The following is a 14799-nucleotide window of genomic DNA, read 5'->3' on the forward strand; positions in this document are numbered from 1 at the left end:
CAAGAACTAGTGGGGCGCAGTGAGGTCGCGTAGGGTTTAGAGCAAACCCCACCGCGGCCTTTCTGCATGCTAGGGCTACTTCAAGGCCCATTCGTCTACTCCGGGCCGCGGTCGACTCCGAAAGAGCAGCTGCCATGACCACGCCCGGTGAAGAACCTCAAGAGAACACCACGCCCCGCCCGGGAAACTATGGGGAAATATCCCCCGGTGTCCCCCGTTATGGCCAATACGCCCCCGCCGGGTGGGAACCGCCGCAGGACGTCAAGGACGCCCAAGCAGGCCACGGCTCAGCCCCGGCGCTGCCACCCGCATCCAGGTACCCGGGATTTCAGGGCCGCGCTGCGTCCAACAGTGCAATTAGCGGCGGGCCTGTTGGCTCCGATGCACCGTTGGCGCCGCCTGCCCGCGTGATCCTCGCGACCCGGCTGATCATGGCCGCAGGGGTTATGCAGGCACTATCCGTGGTGGCGTTGTTGCTGGCGCTCTTGGTGCCGCAGGTCAAGGCCGTCGCCTTGGAGGCTGTGCAAGAATCCATGGCTGGCTACCCGGCCCTGGCAGAGGTCTATTCGGACCCGGCGATCATCAACACGGTGTTCTTCATGGCCATGGTCATCAGCGCCGCCATGACTGCCACCTATTTTTGGCTGGCACGGCGAATCCGTCGCGGCGCCAACTGGGCCCGGACCACAGCCCTTGTCCTGGCCTGCCTTTCTCTACTCTTGTTGGGGCAACTGAACCCCCTCACCTTCATCCAGATTGCTTTGGGCGCAGTAGCAGTGGTGATCCTGCACAGGTCACCTGCCAAGGAGTTCTTTCTGGCGCACAAGGCCCGCCGCGGCAACACCGGGCGCTGAAACCAGTACCCGCCCCCGTCGAACGTACAGTTGTGGTGGGTGTGCCACACAAACATCAGCCACAACTGTACGTTCGAAGAGCACCGCCGGCGCTGTGACGAGGGAACCGGCGTCACGCCCCGGGGCGGTGTTGCTCCAGGGACGGATCCTGCAAACGTTGCGCGTGGTAGGCCAAGATTTGCAGTTCGGTGGCCATATCCACCTTGCGGAGATTTACGTGATCCGGGACGCTCAGGGCCACGGGGGCAAAGCTGAGAATGCTGTGGACGCCAGCGGCCACCACCCTGTCACAGACGGATTGTGCCACCGCGGCAGGTAGCGCCAGGACCACCATATTGGCGCGGGTGCCCGCCAACACTGCTTCAAGATGTGCCACGTCGCTGACCCGCAGCCAACCGATCTCGTTTCCCACCAGCATTTGATCAGCATCGAGCAACGCCACGACATCAAATCCGCGCGATTCGAACCCGGCATACCGGGCAAGGGCCCTGCCCAAGTTACCGGCACCAACTATGGCCACCCGCCAGTCGTGAGTCAGGCCAAGCGCCTGGGCGATCTGTCGGCTCAAATTCGCCACCTCGTAGCCAACACCGCGCGTGCCGTAGGAGCCCAAGTAGGAGAGGTCCTTGCGAACGTTCGCCGAGCCTACGCCGGCGGATTCGGCAAGGGCCTCGGAAGATACGTTCTCCACCCCGTCAGTGAGCAAGGCATTGAGTGTGCGCAAGTACAAGGTGAGCCGTGACACGGTGGCAGGGGGCAGCTGCCGGGCCTGTTCAGCCGGCTGGTCACCCGGGGTCTGCACTGGGATCACGACAACACTCCACATTCTCAAACTAAGCCGCCCCTGAGTCAGGAGCAGGTGTCCGCAAGATCCGCCGTCGGCTTTAAACCACTTTAGGACCTGTCCTTAGTCATAGCCAAAAGCCCGGCCCTTGATATACCAAACAGTTCAGGTGCAGTGGTTGGCTGCTTGCTGGCCCAAGGCTAGGCCCTCGCCATGGCCCTCTCAAGGGTGGCGCGGAGGCGGACGGGGTCAATCTGCCAAAAATCTCGCTGGATTCCGTCGACCAGGACAACAGGAATCTCCTCACCGTACAGGGCAGTGAGTTCGGCATTGCCGTCGATGGTGATCTCCGACCAGCTCAATCCCAGGCCACCGGCTACCTGCCTGAGAACCTCGCGTGCGTCGTCACAAAGATGACAGCCGGCCTTGGTCACCAGTTCCAGCCGCGGGGCAGGGTGTGCGGGGGTGGCTTGAGTTTTTGCGCTGTTGGCAGCAGGTTCCATGCCTCAACGGTACTCAGTCGTGGCACGTTCGCACAGCTGACGGACCAGATTCCGACCGGCTGGCGGACCGGCCTGCTCGCTAAATGAAAGTTTCACCACAGTTAAGCCTTACTTCAGGTGGCGTGAGCGGCACAGCCGGGCTGGATTGACTAGACTCATTCCATGCCCGACGTGACTACCAACAGTGCCGAGGCCACCTCGACTACTGCGCAACACCAGGGCGAGGCAGCCTTCTTTGACGTGGACAACACGTTGATGAAGGGTGCCAGCTTGTTCCATGTGGCCCGGAAAATGTATCAAAAGCGCGCCTTCACCCTCGGAGACGCCGCCGGATTCGGCTGGAAGCAAGCCAAATTCATCTTGCGCGGCGAGAACATGAACGACGTTCATTCAGTTCAGGATTCTGCGCAAAAACTGGCTGCCGGCATTAGCACCGAATTTGTGCGCCAGCTGGGTGAAGAAGTCTTTGACGAGATGATCGTCTCCAAGATCTGGCCCGGCACCAAGGCACTCACCCAAGAACACCTAAAATCTGGCCGGCAAGTCTGGCTGGTGACAGCCACTCCGGTGGAAGTTGCCGGCGTTATAGCCGCACGCCTGAACCTGACAGGCGCCCTGGGCACGGTGGCGGAAGTTGACGACGGCGTGTACACGGGTCGTCTGGTGGGTGAGATCCTGCACGGGCCCGCCAAGGGCCGGGCAGTTCGCGAATTGGCGGAGACGGAAGGCCTGGACCTTTCCCGGTGCTGGGCGTACAGCGACTCCTACAACGACATTCCCCTGCTCACAGCTGTGGGAAACCCTGTGGCCATCAATCCTGACGCGAAGCTGCGCAAGCACGCCCGCGACAACAACTGGCCCGTCTATGACTACCGCTCGGGGCGCCGGGCAGCAACGCTGGGCCTGAAGGCAGCCACCGGAGTAGGCGCGGTCTACGGCCTGTGGAAGGGCATCTCCATCGTGCGCCGCCGCTGATCCCCAGCTCCTCCCCGATTCCAGCCGCTGGCGCGTCTGAGATCGGGGCCCCTCGGAGCTGTGGGCCCAACCGGGCGCAGGCGCTGACGCGATTTCTCAGGAACCAGGCGAGCGTGGGCCCATCCAGCTCCACGCGCGGCGCCGCCGTCGGGCATAAAAAAGCACCCGCCCACCGTGAAGGTGAACGGGTGCTTTCGCAAAAAAGAAGATTTACTTCTTATTACGACGCTGGTGACGCGTCTTGCGAAGCTGCTTACGGTGCTTCTTCTTGGACATCCGCTTGCGGCGCTTCTTAACTACTGAACCCATGAAAGTTCCTCACAAACTGCATAGAAGGCCTCTAGTGAGGCCCAAACGATTAGGTCGACCGATCGCAGGAATCGGTCAAAGCCGAAAATGGATCTTTCCTAGACTACCGTGCCTAACCGGTCTGCGCCGAACCGGAAGTTCCGCTAGCACCTGTGCCATCCACCACCGCACCCTTGAGGAGCGTCTCAACGGCGTTCTGCGGGACTCTATATGACCTGCCAAAGCGGACTGCCGGGAGCTCTCCGGCGTGCACCATACGGTACACGGTCATTTTGGACACGCGCATGATCTCGGCAACTTCTTGAACAGTCAAGAAGTGCACATTGGTGAAATTCTGCTCCTGTGTCATGGCTGACCTCGGTATTCGCCGCCCAAAAACTTTTCCGGCGTCCAGCACACGGCACCTTCTGCCTCTAGCCCTAACTCTAGGGGCAGAAGGGGGCACTGTGAATGGTGTGCACCACAATTTTTTGCCATTGCGTGGGCCTAGGCGGCGCTGCTGTTGCGGCGCATCCGTGAGCTGCGCGCCAGGGTGGCCAGCACCTCGGCACTGACGTCCCAGTCCATGCAGGCGTCGGTGACACTCTGACCGTAGTTCAGCTCGGCTGTTCCGGCTGCCACCTGCTCAACCGTGAGGTTCTGGGCCCCGCCCACCAGGAAACTTTCCAGCATGATCCCGGCAATGTTGTGGGCGGAGGGGTCACCGGCTTCGAGTTGGGCACCAATTTCGAGAGCCACCTCGGCTTGGCGGTGGTGGCTCTTGCCCGAGTTGGCGTGGCTGGCGTCAACGATGAGCCGCGGGTTGATGCCCGCGTTGCTGGCCTGCGCGGCAGCGTCGGCCACGTCCTCTGCACGGTAGTTGGGTCCCGTCCGACCGCCGCGCAAGATCACGTGCGTGTCTTGATTTCCTTCGGTGCTGACCAGGGAGGCTCGGCCGTTGCCGTCAATGCCCAGGAATGACTGCGGCGCACCGGCCGCGTTACAAGCGTCAAGGGCGACTTGCAGGCCGCCGTCGGTCCCGTTTTTGAACCCGATGGGCATGGACAGTCCGGAGCTGAGCTGGCGGTGAATCTGACTTTCGGTGGTCCGCGCACCGATGGCACCCCAGGAGATCAGGTCGGCCGTGTACTGCGGGCTGATCGGTTCGAGGAATTCGGTGCCCGTGGGCAGTCCCAGCTGGGCCACCTGTAGCAGGAAGTTGCGCGCCATCTCCAGGCCCGTGGCGACGTCGTGGCTGCCGTCGAGCATCGGATCGTTGATCAGGCCCTTCCAGCCCACGGTGGTGCGCGGCTTCTCGAAGTAGGCGCGCATCACGATGAGCAGATCCTCTTCATGCTCCTTGGCTGTGACAGCTAGGCGGCGAGCGTACTCCAGCCCAGCCTTGGGGTCGTGGATGGAACACGGGCCCACGATAACCAGGAGCCTGTCATCCACGCCGTCCATGATGGCCCGGACCTGATCACGGCCGCGTTCGACGACGTTGCTGGCGTGGGCATTCAGCGGAAGCACCGCTGCAAGCTCGCTCGGTGACGGCAGCGCCGTGAAGCGGCTGACGCGCAGATTGGCTGTGGGCTGGAGAGGCGATTCGGTGGCTGCTGCGGGGCTCATTGCGGGGTTTCCTTTGCTGCAAGATGGCAGCGGGCCCCTCTTCGGAGCCCGCCAAGAAATGGCGAAGGACAGAGAATGAATTCTCTGTCCTGTTGGCTCTGAAGGTGATTGGATGCGTGTCAGTTAGACGCGGGCCCCTCCAGAGCCAACGAAAAATACGCATACCAACGGTTTGTCATGCCCAAACCATACGCCGACATTTGCCCTGCCAGCAACTCGGCCGCGTCATGCAGCGACCGGATCCTGAACTGACCCGCAGAAAACGCCGAGAAATCACCGATTCCGGTGATTTCTCGGCGTTTTCTGCGGGTCAGTTCAGGCGGCGGAGCCTAGATCAGGCCCTGCGCCAGCATGGCGTCGGCAACCTTGACGAAGCCGGCAATGTTGGCACCAACCACATAGTTGCCAGGAGAGCCATACGTCTCAGCTGTTTCGGCACAACGATCGTGGATACCCACCATGATCTGGGTGAGGCGAGCCTCGGTGTGCTCGAACGTCCACGCGTCGCGGCTGGCGTTCTGCTGCATTTCCAGCGCCGAGGTGGCCACACCGCCGGCGTTGGCTGCCTTGCCCGGGCCGAACAAGGTGCTGGACTCCTGGAACACTGCAACGGCTCCGCTGGTGGAGGGCATGTTGGCGCCTTCGGCCACGGCGATGAGACCGTTCCTGACCAGCTTCGTGGCTGCCTCGGTGTTGAGTTCATTTTGTGTGGCGCAGGGCAGCGCCACCGTCGCGTTGACGTCCCAGACGGAACCGCCCTCAACATAGCTGACGGAAGCGCCGCGGCGAACCGCATACTCCTTCAGGCGGCCGCGCTCTTTTTCCTTAATCTGACGCAGCAGGGCAACGTCAATGCCGTTCTCATCGACAATGTAGCCGGAGGAATCGGAGCAGGCAACAACGTTAGCCCCGAGCTGCTGCGCCTTGGCAATGGCGAATGTGGCAACGTTTCCGGAACCGGAAACCACCACGCGCTGGCCGTCGAAGGACATGCCGCGCGTCTTGAGCATCTCGTTGGCGAAGAGCACCGTACCGAAGCCGGTGGCCTCCGGACGCACCAGCGAGCCGCCCCAACCCACACCCTTACCGGTCAACACGCCGGACTCGTAGCGGTTGGTAATGCGCTTGTACTGGCCGAAAAGGTAACCAATTTCACGGCCACCCACACCAATGTCACCCGCGGGGACGTCCGTGTACTCGCCGATGTGGCGGTACAGCTCAAGCATGAAGCTCTGGCAGAAACGCATCACTTCGGCGTCGGACTTGCCGCGCGGGTCGAAGTCGGACCCACCCTTGCCGCCACCGATGGGCATCCCCGTCAAGGCGTTCTTGAAGATCTGCTCGAAGCCCAGGAACTTCACAATGCCCAGATACACGGAGGGGTGAAAACGCAGTCCGCCCTTGTACGGGCCCAGCGCCGAGTTGAACTCAACACGGAAACCGCGGTTGATCTGCACGCGGCCGGCATCGTCCATCCACGGCACCCGGAAAATGATCTGACGCTCGGGCTCGCACAAACGCTGCAGAACAGCTGCGTCAACAAATTCCGGATGCTTATCCAAAACTGGTCCGAGGCTGTCAAACACTTCAAGTACAGCCTGGTGGAATTCTTTTTCGCCGGGGTTACGGGCTAAAACTTGCTCCCGGACAGCTTCTAGCCTGGTATCCATGAGTCTCCTGAGAAAAGGTGAGGCGCAAAAAATGCGCATAGATATGCTCTCTGGCAATTTTCCAGTCATGGCGCCTGTAAGGCCAATCTTTCCCATTCTTCGATACGCCATGCAGGTTCATGCACATCTCGCCGGAGCAGGAGCCGGTCCGTGGGGTCAGTCCTTGCGGCGCCTAAAAGTGGGCAAGGCCGGAAGATTTGCCAGCAAATCTGCAGCCTTGTTGGCCGCTCGTCCCACGCTGCGGCTAATTTGTCCGGGAACGCCGCCGTCGTTTTCGTTCGCTGGCGCCACCACAGCCAGTTGATCGGAAGAGGTTCGTACCGGCGTATTGGCGGCGGCAGAGCCGTTGCTCGCACCGGGCGTACCGAGCGTACCAGCGCCGGGCACCCTGGCGCCGTTCACTGCGGCAGCCACCAGCGTTTCCGCAGGCTGCACACCATTCCCCGCAGCAGCAGGGCCAGCCGCGGCGGGTGCTGGCTGGGGCGCCGCTGGAGCGCCCACGGGATCAGCACGGGCGGGTGTGCCCGTAGCCGCAACGTCCAGGTCACCGTCAAGGGTTGACACTGTGGCGCCGAGGGATTCCAGCCAGCTTGCCACCAATGCAAGCGGCTCAGTATTGATCCCGTAAAAACGTTTCTGCCCCTGGGCGCGCATGGTCACCACACCGGCCTCACGCAGGACGCGCAGATGCTTGGACACTGTTGGCTGCGAAACGCCTAGCTCATCCACCAGCTGACCTACGGCCTTGCTCTCCTGAGCCAGGGCTTCCAAAATGTCCCGGCGGGTACTTTCGGCAATCACCGCGAAGACTTTTTCAACAACCATCCCACTACTCTAACGACATATGCCCGTCACAGCATTTTTGACTCTCCGAGAAGGTCCAATTCGATGCAGTGTCAGTCGAACCAGGGATCGAGGCCGTACATGGGGAAAACGGCTTTCCGGGTAGCCATCACTGTCCTGTCCAGCGCGTCCGACGGGTTGTAACCAACTTCCCAGGACCGCCACCACGTATCGGCGTCTTCGCCCATGAGCAGGGGCGCCACCTTGCCGTATCTTTGTGCAACATAGTTCCGCCACGCCTCCGGCACGGGGGTTCGCAGCGGAACGGGTTTGCCCGCCACAATCGCCATCAGGTGGCTCCACACCCGCGGCACCACGCTGACAATGTTGTATCCGCCACCGCCCGTGGCGATCCAGCGCCCGCCGCACACCTTGTCCGCCAGCGCCGCGATGCTCAGCGCAGCCTCCCGTTGCCCGTCAACACTGGTGTTCAGATTGCTGAGCGAGTCTTCCCGGTGCGAGTCGCAGCCGTGTTGACTGACAATGACCTCGGGAGCAAAGGCTTCAACGAGTTGCGGCACGACGGCGTGGAAGGCTCGCAGCCACCCGGCATCCGAGGTGCCAGCAGGGAGAGCGACGTTCACCGCCGTGCCTTCGGCCAGCGGCCCGCCCAGATCATTGGCGAAACCAGTGCCGGGAAAAAGGGTCACACCGGACTCGTGCAGTGAAATGGTCAAGACGCGGGGGTCGTCCCAAAAGATGCGCTCGGTGCCGTCGCCGTGGTGGGCGTCAATATCTATGTAGGCAACCCTGGAAACACCCGATTCCAGTAGCTTCACAATGGACAACGCTGTGTCATTGTAAATACAAAAACCGCTGGCCTTGCCCGCGAAGGCGTGGTGCATGCCGCCGCCAAAGTTCACGGCCCGCGGCACGGCGCCGCTGATAAGTGCACTTGCGGCCAGCAACGAGCCACCGGCCAGCCTGGCGCTGGCCTGGTGTATTCCGGCGAAGACGGGGTCATCTTCGGTGCCCAGGCCACGGTCAGGATCATTCAGGGTTGGGTCGTCCCCCACACGGCGGACTGCTGCAATGTAGTCCCGGTCATGCACCGTGGCGAGTTGGTCATCAGTTGCTACATAGGACTCCACCACATCCACCTGCGGCAGTTCAAGGATCCCCAACTCGCGAGCCAGCGATGCTGTCAGGTCCAGCCGGGACGGGGACATTGGATGATTGGGGCCAAAGTTGTACGCCGACATGGCCGAATCGCAGACTATGCTTGTCGGGACGGCCGCTGGCCCTGAGCTGGCGAATGATGACATCAATCACAGGCTATCGAAGTATGGCGGCAAATGCCGTATCCGCGGCTCGGCATCATCTATGGCAGGAAGGGCAGCTAAGCGTTGACAGCAAATTCAACACTTCGACAAGGGCTCCCGAAATGGCCGTTGAGAGTCGTGGTGCGCGTCCGCGACTTCGTGGACGGGGTCGCCAATAGTTCCCCGGCCCGCTTGGCGTTGATTGTTTTTGCTGTGGTCATCATGGCCTTCACCCTGACCCTGTGCTTGCCCGCGGCGGCCCGCGACGGCCAGGCCACGGCGTTCCACGATGCCCTGTTCACAGCGGTTTCCGCCGTCTGCGTGACAGGGCTGACAACGGTTTCCACAGCGGTGCACTGGTCTTTCTTTGGCCAGTTGGTCATTTTGATTGGCATCTTTGTTGGTGGCTTGGGCATCTTGACGCTGGCGTCCCTGATGTCCTTAATGGTCAGCAAGCGCCTGGGCGTCCGTGGCAAGCTCATCGCCCAGGAGGCCATGAACGCCGGGCTGTTGGGCGAAGTGGGTACACTGCTGCGGATAGTTATCAGCACCTCAGTCGCCGTCGAAGTGGTGTTGGCGCTGGTGCTGGCCCCCCGCTTCCTCATGCTGGGCGATTCGCTCCCCGAAGCCATTTGGCACGCCACCTTTTATGCCATCTCGGCGTTTAACAACGCCGGTTTCACCCCCCACTCCGACGGCGTTGTCCCCTATGAGGCTGACCTGTGGATCCTGACCCCGCTGATGATTGGTGGGTTTATTGGCAGCCTCGGCTTCCCCGTCATGATGGTTCTATTGGTCACCGGATTCCGCGTGAAGAAGTGGACCTTGCACGCCAAGCTCACGATTCAGGTCTCCTTGCTGCTGCTGATGGCCGGGGCAGTGTTGTGGGCGGCCTTCGAGTGGACCAATCCGGCCACCATTGGCGGGATGAGTACAGGGGACAAGGTCACGCACTCCGTTTTCGCCTCGGTCATGACCCGCTCCCTGGGTTTCAACCTGGTGGATATGAACGCGTTGAATTCCTCCACCATGCTGCTCACCGATGCCCTGATGTTTGTGGGTGGCGGCTCGGCGTCAACTGCCGGTGGCATCAAGGTCACCACCTTGGCAGTGATGTTCCTGGCCATTGTTGCCGAGGCCCGCGGCGATAGCGACGTCAAAATTTACGGCCGCACCATCCCCCAGGGCACCATGCGTGTGGCCATCTCGGTCATCATGATGGGTGCAACCTTTGTCATGATCGCCTGTGGCTTGCTGCTGGCCATCTCCGGTGAAAGCCTGGACCGGGTGCTTTTTGAAACCATCTCCGCCTTCGCCACGGTCGGGCTGAGCACAGGGCTCAGTGCCGAGCTCCCGCCGTCGGGCAAATATGTTTTGTGCGCCATGATGTTCTTTGGCCGCGTCGGCTCCATCACCCTGGCAGCTGCTCTAGCCCTGCGCCAGCGCCGCCAGCTATACCACTACCCGGAAGAGAGGCCCATCATTGGCTGACAAGACAGACTCCAGCAACCGTCCGCCGCACAACGCACCCGTTTTGGTCGTTGGTTTGGGCCGTTTTGGTGCTGCCACGGCTCACCAGCTGGTCAAGCAGGGCCGCGAAGTGCTGGCCATTGAACGTGATCCGGCGCTGGTGCAAAAGTGGGCTGGCGTCCTCACCCACGTCGTGGAGGCCGACGCCACCAACATTGACGCGCTGCGCCAGCTTGGGGCGCAGGACTTCAGCTCCGCCGTCGTGGGGGTGGGAACGTCCATCGAATCCAGCGTGCTCATCACGGTGAACCTTGTCGATTTGGGTATTGCGCACCTGTGGGTCAAGGCGATTACGCAGTCGCACGGCAAGATTCTCACGCGCATCGGTGCCAATCACGTCATCTACCCGGAGGCTGACGCTGGCGTCCGGGCTGCGCACCTGGTGGGCGGGCGCATGCTTGACTTCATCGAGTTTGACGACGACTTCGCGATCGTGAAAATGTACCCGCCCAAGGAAACCCAGGGCTTCACCCTGGAGGAGTCCAAGGTGCGTTCCAAGTACGGTGTCACGGTGGTGGGTGTGAAGTCGCCGGGCGAGGATTTCACCTACGCCCAGCCGAACACGCGCGTCTCCAGCCGCGACATGCTCATCGTTTCCGGCTACGTTGACCTGCTGGAGCGTTTCGCCTCCCGACCCTAGACTCACGTTCTCGCCCTGCCGAACGTCTACAGGATAGGGAGGTATTTCTGATGCTTAAACACCTAACTTTTGACTCACCATTAGGGATGTTGACGGCTGTGGCGAACGACGCCGGGCTGCAGGCTGTGTACATGGCCGAACACAAACGTCGGCCTGCTCAGGAGACGATGGGCGATCGGGTGGCTGCTGCCCAATCACCTGTTTTGGGACAGGCGGCTGCCGAGCTGGCCGAGTACTTCGATGGTTCCCGCCACGAATTTTCGACTCCCTTGGCGCCCATCGGCAGCCCGTTTCAACACCGGGTCTGGGCGGCACTGCGGGAAATCCCCCACGGCGAGGTGCGCAGTTACGGGGAGCTGGCGGCCATGCTGGGCGATAAGTCCATGGCACAAGCTGTGGGTTCAGCCAATGGCCGCAACCCCATCAGCATCATCGTCCCGTGCCACCGGGTCGTGGGCGCCGACGGCTCACTAGTGGGCTACGCCGGTGGCCTGGCACGCAAGCAGTTCCTCTTGGAATTTGAGAATCCGGCGTGGACGGGCACCGAGGCACTGTTTTGAGCGCCCCCGTCCCGGCGCGGTTGCCACGTGGCCCTGCACCGTTGCCGCCCTTTGACGCTCTAGTTGCCAGCCACGGCGCCACTGTGTTGCGGGTCTGCCGCGCACTGGTGGGTGTCAGCGATGCCGACGATGTCTGGCAAGAAACGTTTCTGGCTGCCTTGCGGGTCTACCCCTCGGCAGGACAAGTCAGCAACTGGCAGGCCTGGCTGGTCACTATAGCGCGCAACAAGGCCGTGGACCATCACCGGAAGGCGCTCCGGCTCCCCGTACCGGCGTCTGACTCCGGTGTCTCTGATTCCTCCGACGGGATCTTCGCCCCTGATACGCGCGGAGCTGCCGCCGGGCACGGTGGAGGGGACGACGTCGTACGTACTGCCGAAGCCAACGCGGAGGCGGCAATGGTGTGGGCGGCGCTGGGACAGCTTCCCCGAACTCAACGTGAGGCAGTGGCATTCCATCACCTGGCCGGGCTGCCTTATCTGGAGGTGGCGCAGCTGTTGGGGAATTCTCCGGAAGCTGCGCGCAGGGCCGCCTCCGCCGGCATGAAAGCGCTGCGTGTGGCCCTGGCGCACAGCAGGCCCGTGGACGAAAGGATTTCTCGTGACGATTGACAGTGAGCTGCCCGCCGAATTTACCTCGGTCACAGCTGCCGAGGCCGGCGCTGTGGAGCGCCTGCGTGGCGCGTTTCAGCTGGCTGCAGCGGCGGATGGCCTAGTGGATGTGGCCTACAGGGTGCTGGATTCCCCTGTGGGGCCGCTGTTGCTGGCCGGCACGGAGCTGGGGCTGGTGCGTGTGGCGTTTGCGCGCGAAGGGCACCAGACAGTGCTCGAATCGCTGGCCTCAGCCATCAGTCCTCGCATAGTGCAGGCACCTGCCCGGCTGGATCTGGCCGCGCGGGAAATCGATGAGTACTTTGCCGGCCGCCGCCACAGTTTTGAGCTGCCCCTGGACTTCAGGCTGGCCAGCGGGTTCCGTCGTGAGGTGCTGGCGCATCTGCCCGAAATTGCCTACGGACATACGGTCAGCTACGCGCAGGTGGCGGCGCTGACGTCCAGTCCGCGGGCCGTGCGGGCGGTGGGGACCGCGTGCGCGCGCAATCCGCTGCCTTTGGTGGTGCCATGCCACCGGGTGATCCGCGCCGATGGCAGCCAGGGCGCGTATTTGGGTGGCATGGCGGCCAAATCGCTGCTGTTGGCGCTCGAAGCGGGGCACTAGCACCGGATTCTGGCACCCCGGGGGCCGATTCTTGTGGCTGTGGCGGCTACTTTTCGCCGAGTTCTGCCGTGATCGCGGCCGCACGCGCTGCGGCTGCACGGGCGCCGGTCCGGATGATGCCTGGCAGGTCATCCCGGTCAAAACTGGCAATGGCTTGCTCCGTGGTCCCCTTGGGGCTGGTGACTGCCCGGCGCAGATCACTTGGATTGGCGCCCGGCTCCGCCAGCATCATGCCGGCGCCTGCCACAGTTTCACGCGCCAATATCTGCGCTATCTCCGGTGAGATGCCAAAGCCCTCGGCGGCGGCGGCCATGGCCTCGGCGAGATAAAACGCATAGGCCGGTCCGGAGCCGCTGATGGCTGAGACGGCGTTCTGTTGCTCCTCGGGGATATCTATCACCACGCCCGAGCCGTCGAAAATCTGGTGCGCTGCTGCAAGGTGGTGCTCATCCGCCGAGGTCCCTGCCGAGAGGGCAACCACTCCGCGCCCCACCTTCAAGGGCGTGTTGGGCATGGAGCGCACAACCGGCTGCCCCGGCAGCAATGCCCCTTCCAGCTGCGCTAGGGAAACAGCTGCAGCAACGCTGATGACCACGGCGTTTGATTCAAGCGAGCCAGCAATTTCGCGGCACAAATCGGCTATCCCGACGGGCTTCACACCCAGGATCACAACACTCGCCCCAGCAACGGCTTGGACGTTGGCGTCTAATTCTTCGTTGGAGGCCAAGGCGGTGACACCGTGGCGGGTGGCCAGCTCATTGGCCCGTTCCGGCCGCCGCACGGTCACGGAAACGGAGAGTGGGGACACCCCGGCGGCCAACATGCCCGCCAGAATTGCTTCACCCATGGAGCCACAGCCAAGAAACACAATCTTTTTCATCATTCCCCCATCTTGGTTTGCCGCGGCACAGCATGCAAACGGGCGTGTGTTTGCAGCCCAAGAAGAGGGGCTAAATCTGTTTAATGGCAAACGCACAGCTGGCGCCCCGACTATTCTCAAGCACGCCCCGTAATCTTTTAATTACCTCATAAGGGTGCGAGTGATGATCGGACTGGTCTTGTCCTGAAGACCAGTCAAATCGCCGGAGATCTCGCCAGTGATCCCCCCATCCACTGGCTGAGCAATCTCCGGCGATTTCATTTTAAGGGCCCAATCCCCCGGTTCCCGTCGTGTCAGGCCACGCCGCTACGGCAAGGTTTGACCCAGATGCACCCGGGCAAATTCCAGGGTTTCGGCCAACCATTCCTCGCGCTGCCCGGCACCCTTGGCCTTGCGGGTGGAGATTTCGGCGACCACTGCGCCGTCGAACCCGTTGTGGGCAAGATGTTGGAGCACCTCAACACATTCCTGCGTGCCGTGTCCGGGGATCAAGTGCTGGTCCTTGGTTGACGGCGACAAGCCATCAGTCAGGTGGATGTGCCGCAGCCGCTCCCCGAGCGCCCTGACAGCGTCAAGGCTTGAGGCGCCGGCAGTGGCCGCGTGGGAAAAGTCCCAGGTGACGTCGCGGTAGTCCTGCGGTACGGGATCCCAATGTGGCAGATAGGCGAGCGCCTCACGCCCGCGTACACGCCACGGATACATGTTCTCCACGGCGATGCGGATCCCAAAGGAGTCCGAAATGTCCCGCACACCGTGAGCAAACGTTTCGGCGTAGTCATTTTGCCAGCGGAAGGGCGGGTGCACCACCACTACCTCGGCGCCGACATCCACGGCCATCTGTGCCGATCGTTGAATTTTACTCCAGGCACTGCCCCACACCTGCTGGGTGAGCAAAAGCGTGGGGGCGTGGATGGCCAGAATGGGCTGGTCATAGCGTTCGGCCAGCCGATTCAGGGCAGCCGAGTCCTGACTGTCGCCGTTGTGCGTGACCAGGACTTCCACGCCGTCGTAGCCAAGATCGGCAGCAATGGCAAAGCCGTCATGGACCGAAAGTGGGTACACCGAAGCGGTGGAAAGCGCCACCGGGATGTGGGCTCGCGGGGTGCCCCCGTCCGTATTCTGGCTTTGCGCTTGGGGGGAGTCCGTCGGTGTTTGAGTCATGTCCG

The 14799-nt window shown here is 62.2% G+C and carries 17 protein-coding genes; 7 read left to right on the forward strand and 10 right to left on the reverse strand.

Features of this window, described 5'->3' with window-relative positions:
- Nucleotides 1–134 precede the first annotated feature (134 nt).
- Nucleotides 135–854, forward strand: a complete 720-nt coding sequence (locus ACX80E_RS00870) for a hypothetical protein (protein ID WP_459299602.1) — start codon at nt 135–137, stop codon at nt 852–854.
- Nucleotides 855–966: 112 nt separating this feature from the next.
- Here the strand turns inward: ACX80E_RS00870 and ACX80E_RS00875 are convergent, their stop codons facing one another.
- Together ACX80E_RS00875 and ACX80E_RS00880 are read right to left on the reverse strand one after the other, a co-directional pair.
- Complete coding sequence (locus tag ACX80E_RS00875) at nt 967–1665, reverse strand: redox-sensing transcriptional repressor Rex (protein ID WP_459299604.1); 699 nt, start codon at nt 1663–1665, stop codon at nt 967–969.
- A 173-nt stretch (nt 1666–1838) separates the two neighbouring features.
- Nucleotides 1839–2141 (reverse strand): glutaredoxin family protein, encoded by a 303-nt coding sequence (locus tag ACX80E_RS00880; RefSeq protein WP_459299606.1) that lies wholly within the window; start codon nt 2139–2141, stop codon nt 1839–1841.
- 162 nt (nt 2142–2303) lie between these two features.
- Between ACX80E_RS00880 and ACX80E_RS00885 the strand changes: the two genes are divergently transcribed.
- Complete coding sequence (locus tag ACX80E_RS00885; RefSeq protein WP_459299608.1) at nt 2304–3116, forward strand: HAD family hydrolase; 813 nt, start codon at nt 2304–2306, stop codon at nt 3114–3116.
- Between the two features lie 210 nt (nt 3117–3326).
- Here the strand turns inward: ACX80E_RS00885 and ACX80E_RS00890 are convergent, their stop codons facing one another.
- From ACX80E_RS00890 to ACX80E_RS00915, 6 genes are all read right to left on the reverse strand, one after another.
- Nucleotides 3327–3425: a 30S ribosomal protein bS22 gene (locus ACX80E_RS00890; protein WP_074712200.1), complete on the reverse strand. Its 99-nt coding sequence runs from the start codon at nt 3423–3425 to the stop codon at nt 3327–3329.
- A gap of 112 nt (nt 3426–3537) precedes the next feature.
- A complete protein-coding gene (locus tag ACX80E_RS00895) occupies nt 3538–3774 on the reverse strand; it encodes a helix-turn-helix domain-containing protein (protein ID WP_459299611.1) in 237 nt (78 codons plus the stop codon).
- A gap of 137 nt (nt 3775–3911) precedes the next feature.
- Nucleotides 3912–5033, reverse strand: a complete 1122-nt coding sequence (locus ACX80E_RS00900; RefSeq protein WP_459299613.1) for a 3-deoxy-7-phosphoheptulonate synthase — start codon at nt 5031–5033, stop codon at nt 3912–3914.
- A 329-nt stretch (nt 5034–5362) separates the two neighbouring features.
- Nucleotides 5363–6703 carry an NADP-specific glutamate dehydrogenase gene (gene gdhA, locus ACX80E_RS00905; RefSeq protein ID WP_459299615.1) on the reverse strand — a complete coding sequence of 447 codons (1341 nt, stop codon included), beginning with the start codon at nt 6701–6703 and terminating at the stop codon, nt 5363–5365.
- Between the two features lie 156 nt (nt 6704–6859).
- On the reverse strand, nt 6860–7528 hold the full coding sequence (locus ACX80E_RS00910) for an ArsR/SmtB family transcription factor (protein WP_459299617.1): 669 nt from the start codon (nt 7526–7528) through the stop codon (nt 6860–6862).
- A 71-nt stretch (nt 7529–7599) separates the two neighbouring features.
- Nucleotides 7600–8748: an acetoin utilization protein AcuC gene (locus ACX80E_RS00915; RefSeq protein ID WP_459299720.1), complete on the reverse strand. Its 1149-nt coding sequence runs from the start codon at nt 8746–8748 to the stop codon at nt 7600–7602.
- A gap of 144 nt (nt 8749–8892) precedes the next feature.
- On the opposite strand from ACX80E_RS00915, the gene ACX80E_RS00920 reads away from it, so the two are divergent.
- Genes ACX80E_RS00920 through ACX80E_RS00940 form a run of 5 tightly spaced genes read left to right on the forward strand, consistent with a single transcriptional unit; the run spans nt 8893 to nt 12753 of the window.
- Nucleotides 8893–10299 carry a TrkH family potassium uptake protein gene (locus tag ACX80E_RS00920; RefSeq protein WP_459299619.1) on the forward strand — a complete coding sequence of 469 codons (1407 nt, stop codon included), beginning with the start codon at nt 8893–8895 and terminating at the stop codon, nt 10297–10299.
- On the forward strand, nt 10292–10978 hold the full coding sequence (locus ACX80E_RS00925; protein ID WP_459299621.1) for a potassium channel family protein: 687 nt from the start codon (nt 10292–10294) through the stop codon (nt 10976–10978). Before ACX80E_RS00920 ends, ACX80E_RS00925 begins: the two co-directional genes overlap by 8 nt.
- Before the next feature lie 50 nt (nt 10979–11028).
- Entirely contained in the window at nt 11029–11538 is a 510-nt protein-coding gene (locus ACX80E_RS00930) for a methylated-DNA--[protein]-cysteine S-methyltransferase (RefSeq protein ID WP_459299623.1), read from the forward strand.
- Nucleotides 11511–12149, forward strand: a complete 639-nt coding sequence (locus ACX80E_RS00935) for an RNA polymerase sigma factor (protein WP_459299625.1) — start codon at nt 11511–11513, stop codon at nt 12147–12149. Before ACX80E_RS00930 ends, ACX80E_RS00935 begins: the two co-directional genes overlap by 28 nt.
- 52 nt (nt 12150–12201) lie before the next feature.
- The gene (locus ACX80E_RS00940) at nt 12202–12753 is read left to right on the forward strand and encodes a methylated-DNA--[protein]-cysteine S-methyltransferase (protein ID WP_459299722.1); all 552 of its coding nucleotides are present in this window, start codon (nt 12202–12204) and stop codon (nt 12751–12753) included.
- A gap of 46 nt (nt 12754–12799) precedes the next feature.
- On the opposite strand, the gene proC is transcribed toward ACX80E_RS00940, so the two are convergent.
- Complete coding sequence (gene proC / locus ACX80E_RS00945) at nt 12800–13636, reverse strand: pyrroline-5-carboxylate reductase (RefSeq protein WP_459299627.1); 837 nt, start codon at nt 13634–13636, stop codon at nt 12800–12802.
- 303 nt (nt 13637–13939) lie between these two features.
- Nucleotides 13940–14794 carry a sugar phosphate isomerase/epimerase family protein gene (locus ACX80E_RS00950; RefSeq protein ID WP_459299629.1) on the reverse strand — a complete coding sequence of 285 codons (855 nt, stop codon included), beginning with the start codon at nt 14792–14794 and terminating at the stop codon, nt 13940–13942.
- Nucleotides 14795–14799 lie beyond the last annotated feature (5 nt).

Source organism: Arthrobacter sp. TMN-49 (assembly GCF_054511095.1).

Excerpts from the sequence above, each read along its gene's own strand:
- ACX80E_RS00900 (WP_459299613.1), bottom strand. The coding sequence starts at position 5,033 with ATGAGCCCCGCAGCAGCCACCGAATCGCCTCTCCAGCCCACAGCCAAT.
- ACX80E_RS00885 (WP_459299608.1), top strand. The coding sequence starts at position 2,304 with ATGCCCGACGTGACTACCAACAGTGCCGAGGCCACCTCGACTACTGCG.
- ACX80E_RS00890 (WP_074712200.1), bottom strand. The coding sequence starts at position 3,425 with ATGGGTTCAGTAGTTAAGAAGCGCCGCAAGCGGATGTCCAAGAAGAAG.
- ACX80E_RS00880 (WP_459299606.1), bottom strand. The coding sequence starts at position 2,141 with ATGGAACCTGCTGCCAACAGCGCAAAAACTCAAGCCACCCCCGCACAC.
- ACX80E_RS00895 (WP_459299611.1), bottom strand. The coding sequence starts at position 3,774 with ATGACACAGGAGCAGAATTTCACCAATGTGCACTTCTTGACTGTTCAA.
- ACX80E_RS00930 (WP_459299623.1), top strand. The coding sequence starts at position 11,029 with ATGCTTAAACACCTAACTTTTGACTCACCATTAGGGATGTTGACGGCT.
- ACX80E_RS00950 (WP_459299629.1), bottom strand. The coding sequence starts at position 14,794 with ATGACTCAAACACCGACGGACTCCCCCCAAGCGCAAAGCCAGAATACG.
- ACX80E_RS00910 (WP_459299617.1), bottom strand. The coding sequence starts at position 7,528 with ATGGTTGTTGAAAAAGTCTTCGCGGTGATTGCCGAAAGTACCCGCCGG.
- ACX80E_RS00915 (WP_459299720.1), bottom strand. The coding sequence starts at position 8,748 with ATGTCGGCGTACAACTTTGGCCCCAATCATCCAATGTCCCCGTCCCGG.
- proC (WP_459299627.1), bottom strand. The coding sequence starts at position 13,636 with ATGATGAAAAAGATTGTGTTTCTTGGCTGTGGCTCCATGGGTGAAGCA.
- ACX80E_RS00870 (WP_459299602.1), top strand. The coding sequence starts at position 135 with ATGACCACGCCCGGTGAAGAACCTCAAGAGAACACCACGCCCCGCCCG.
- gdhA (WP_459299615.1), bottom strand. The coding sequence starts at position 6,703 with ATGGATACCAGGCTAGAAGCTGTCCGGGAGCAAGTTTTAGCCCGTAAC.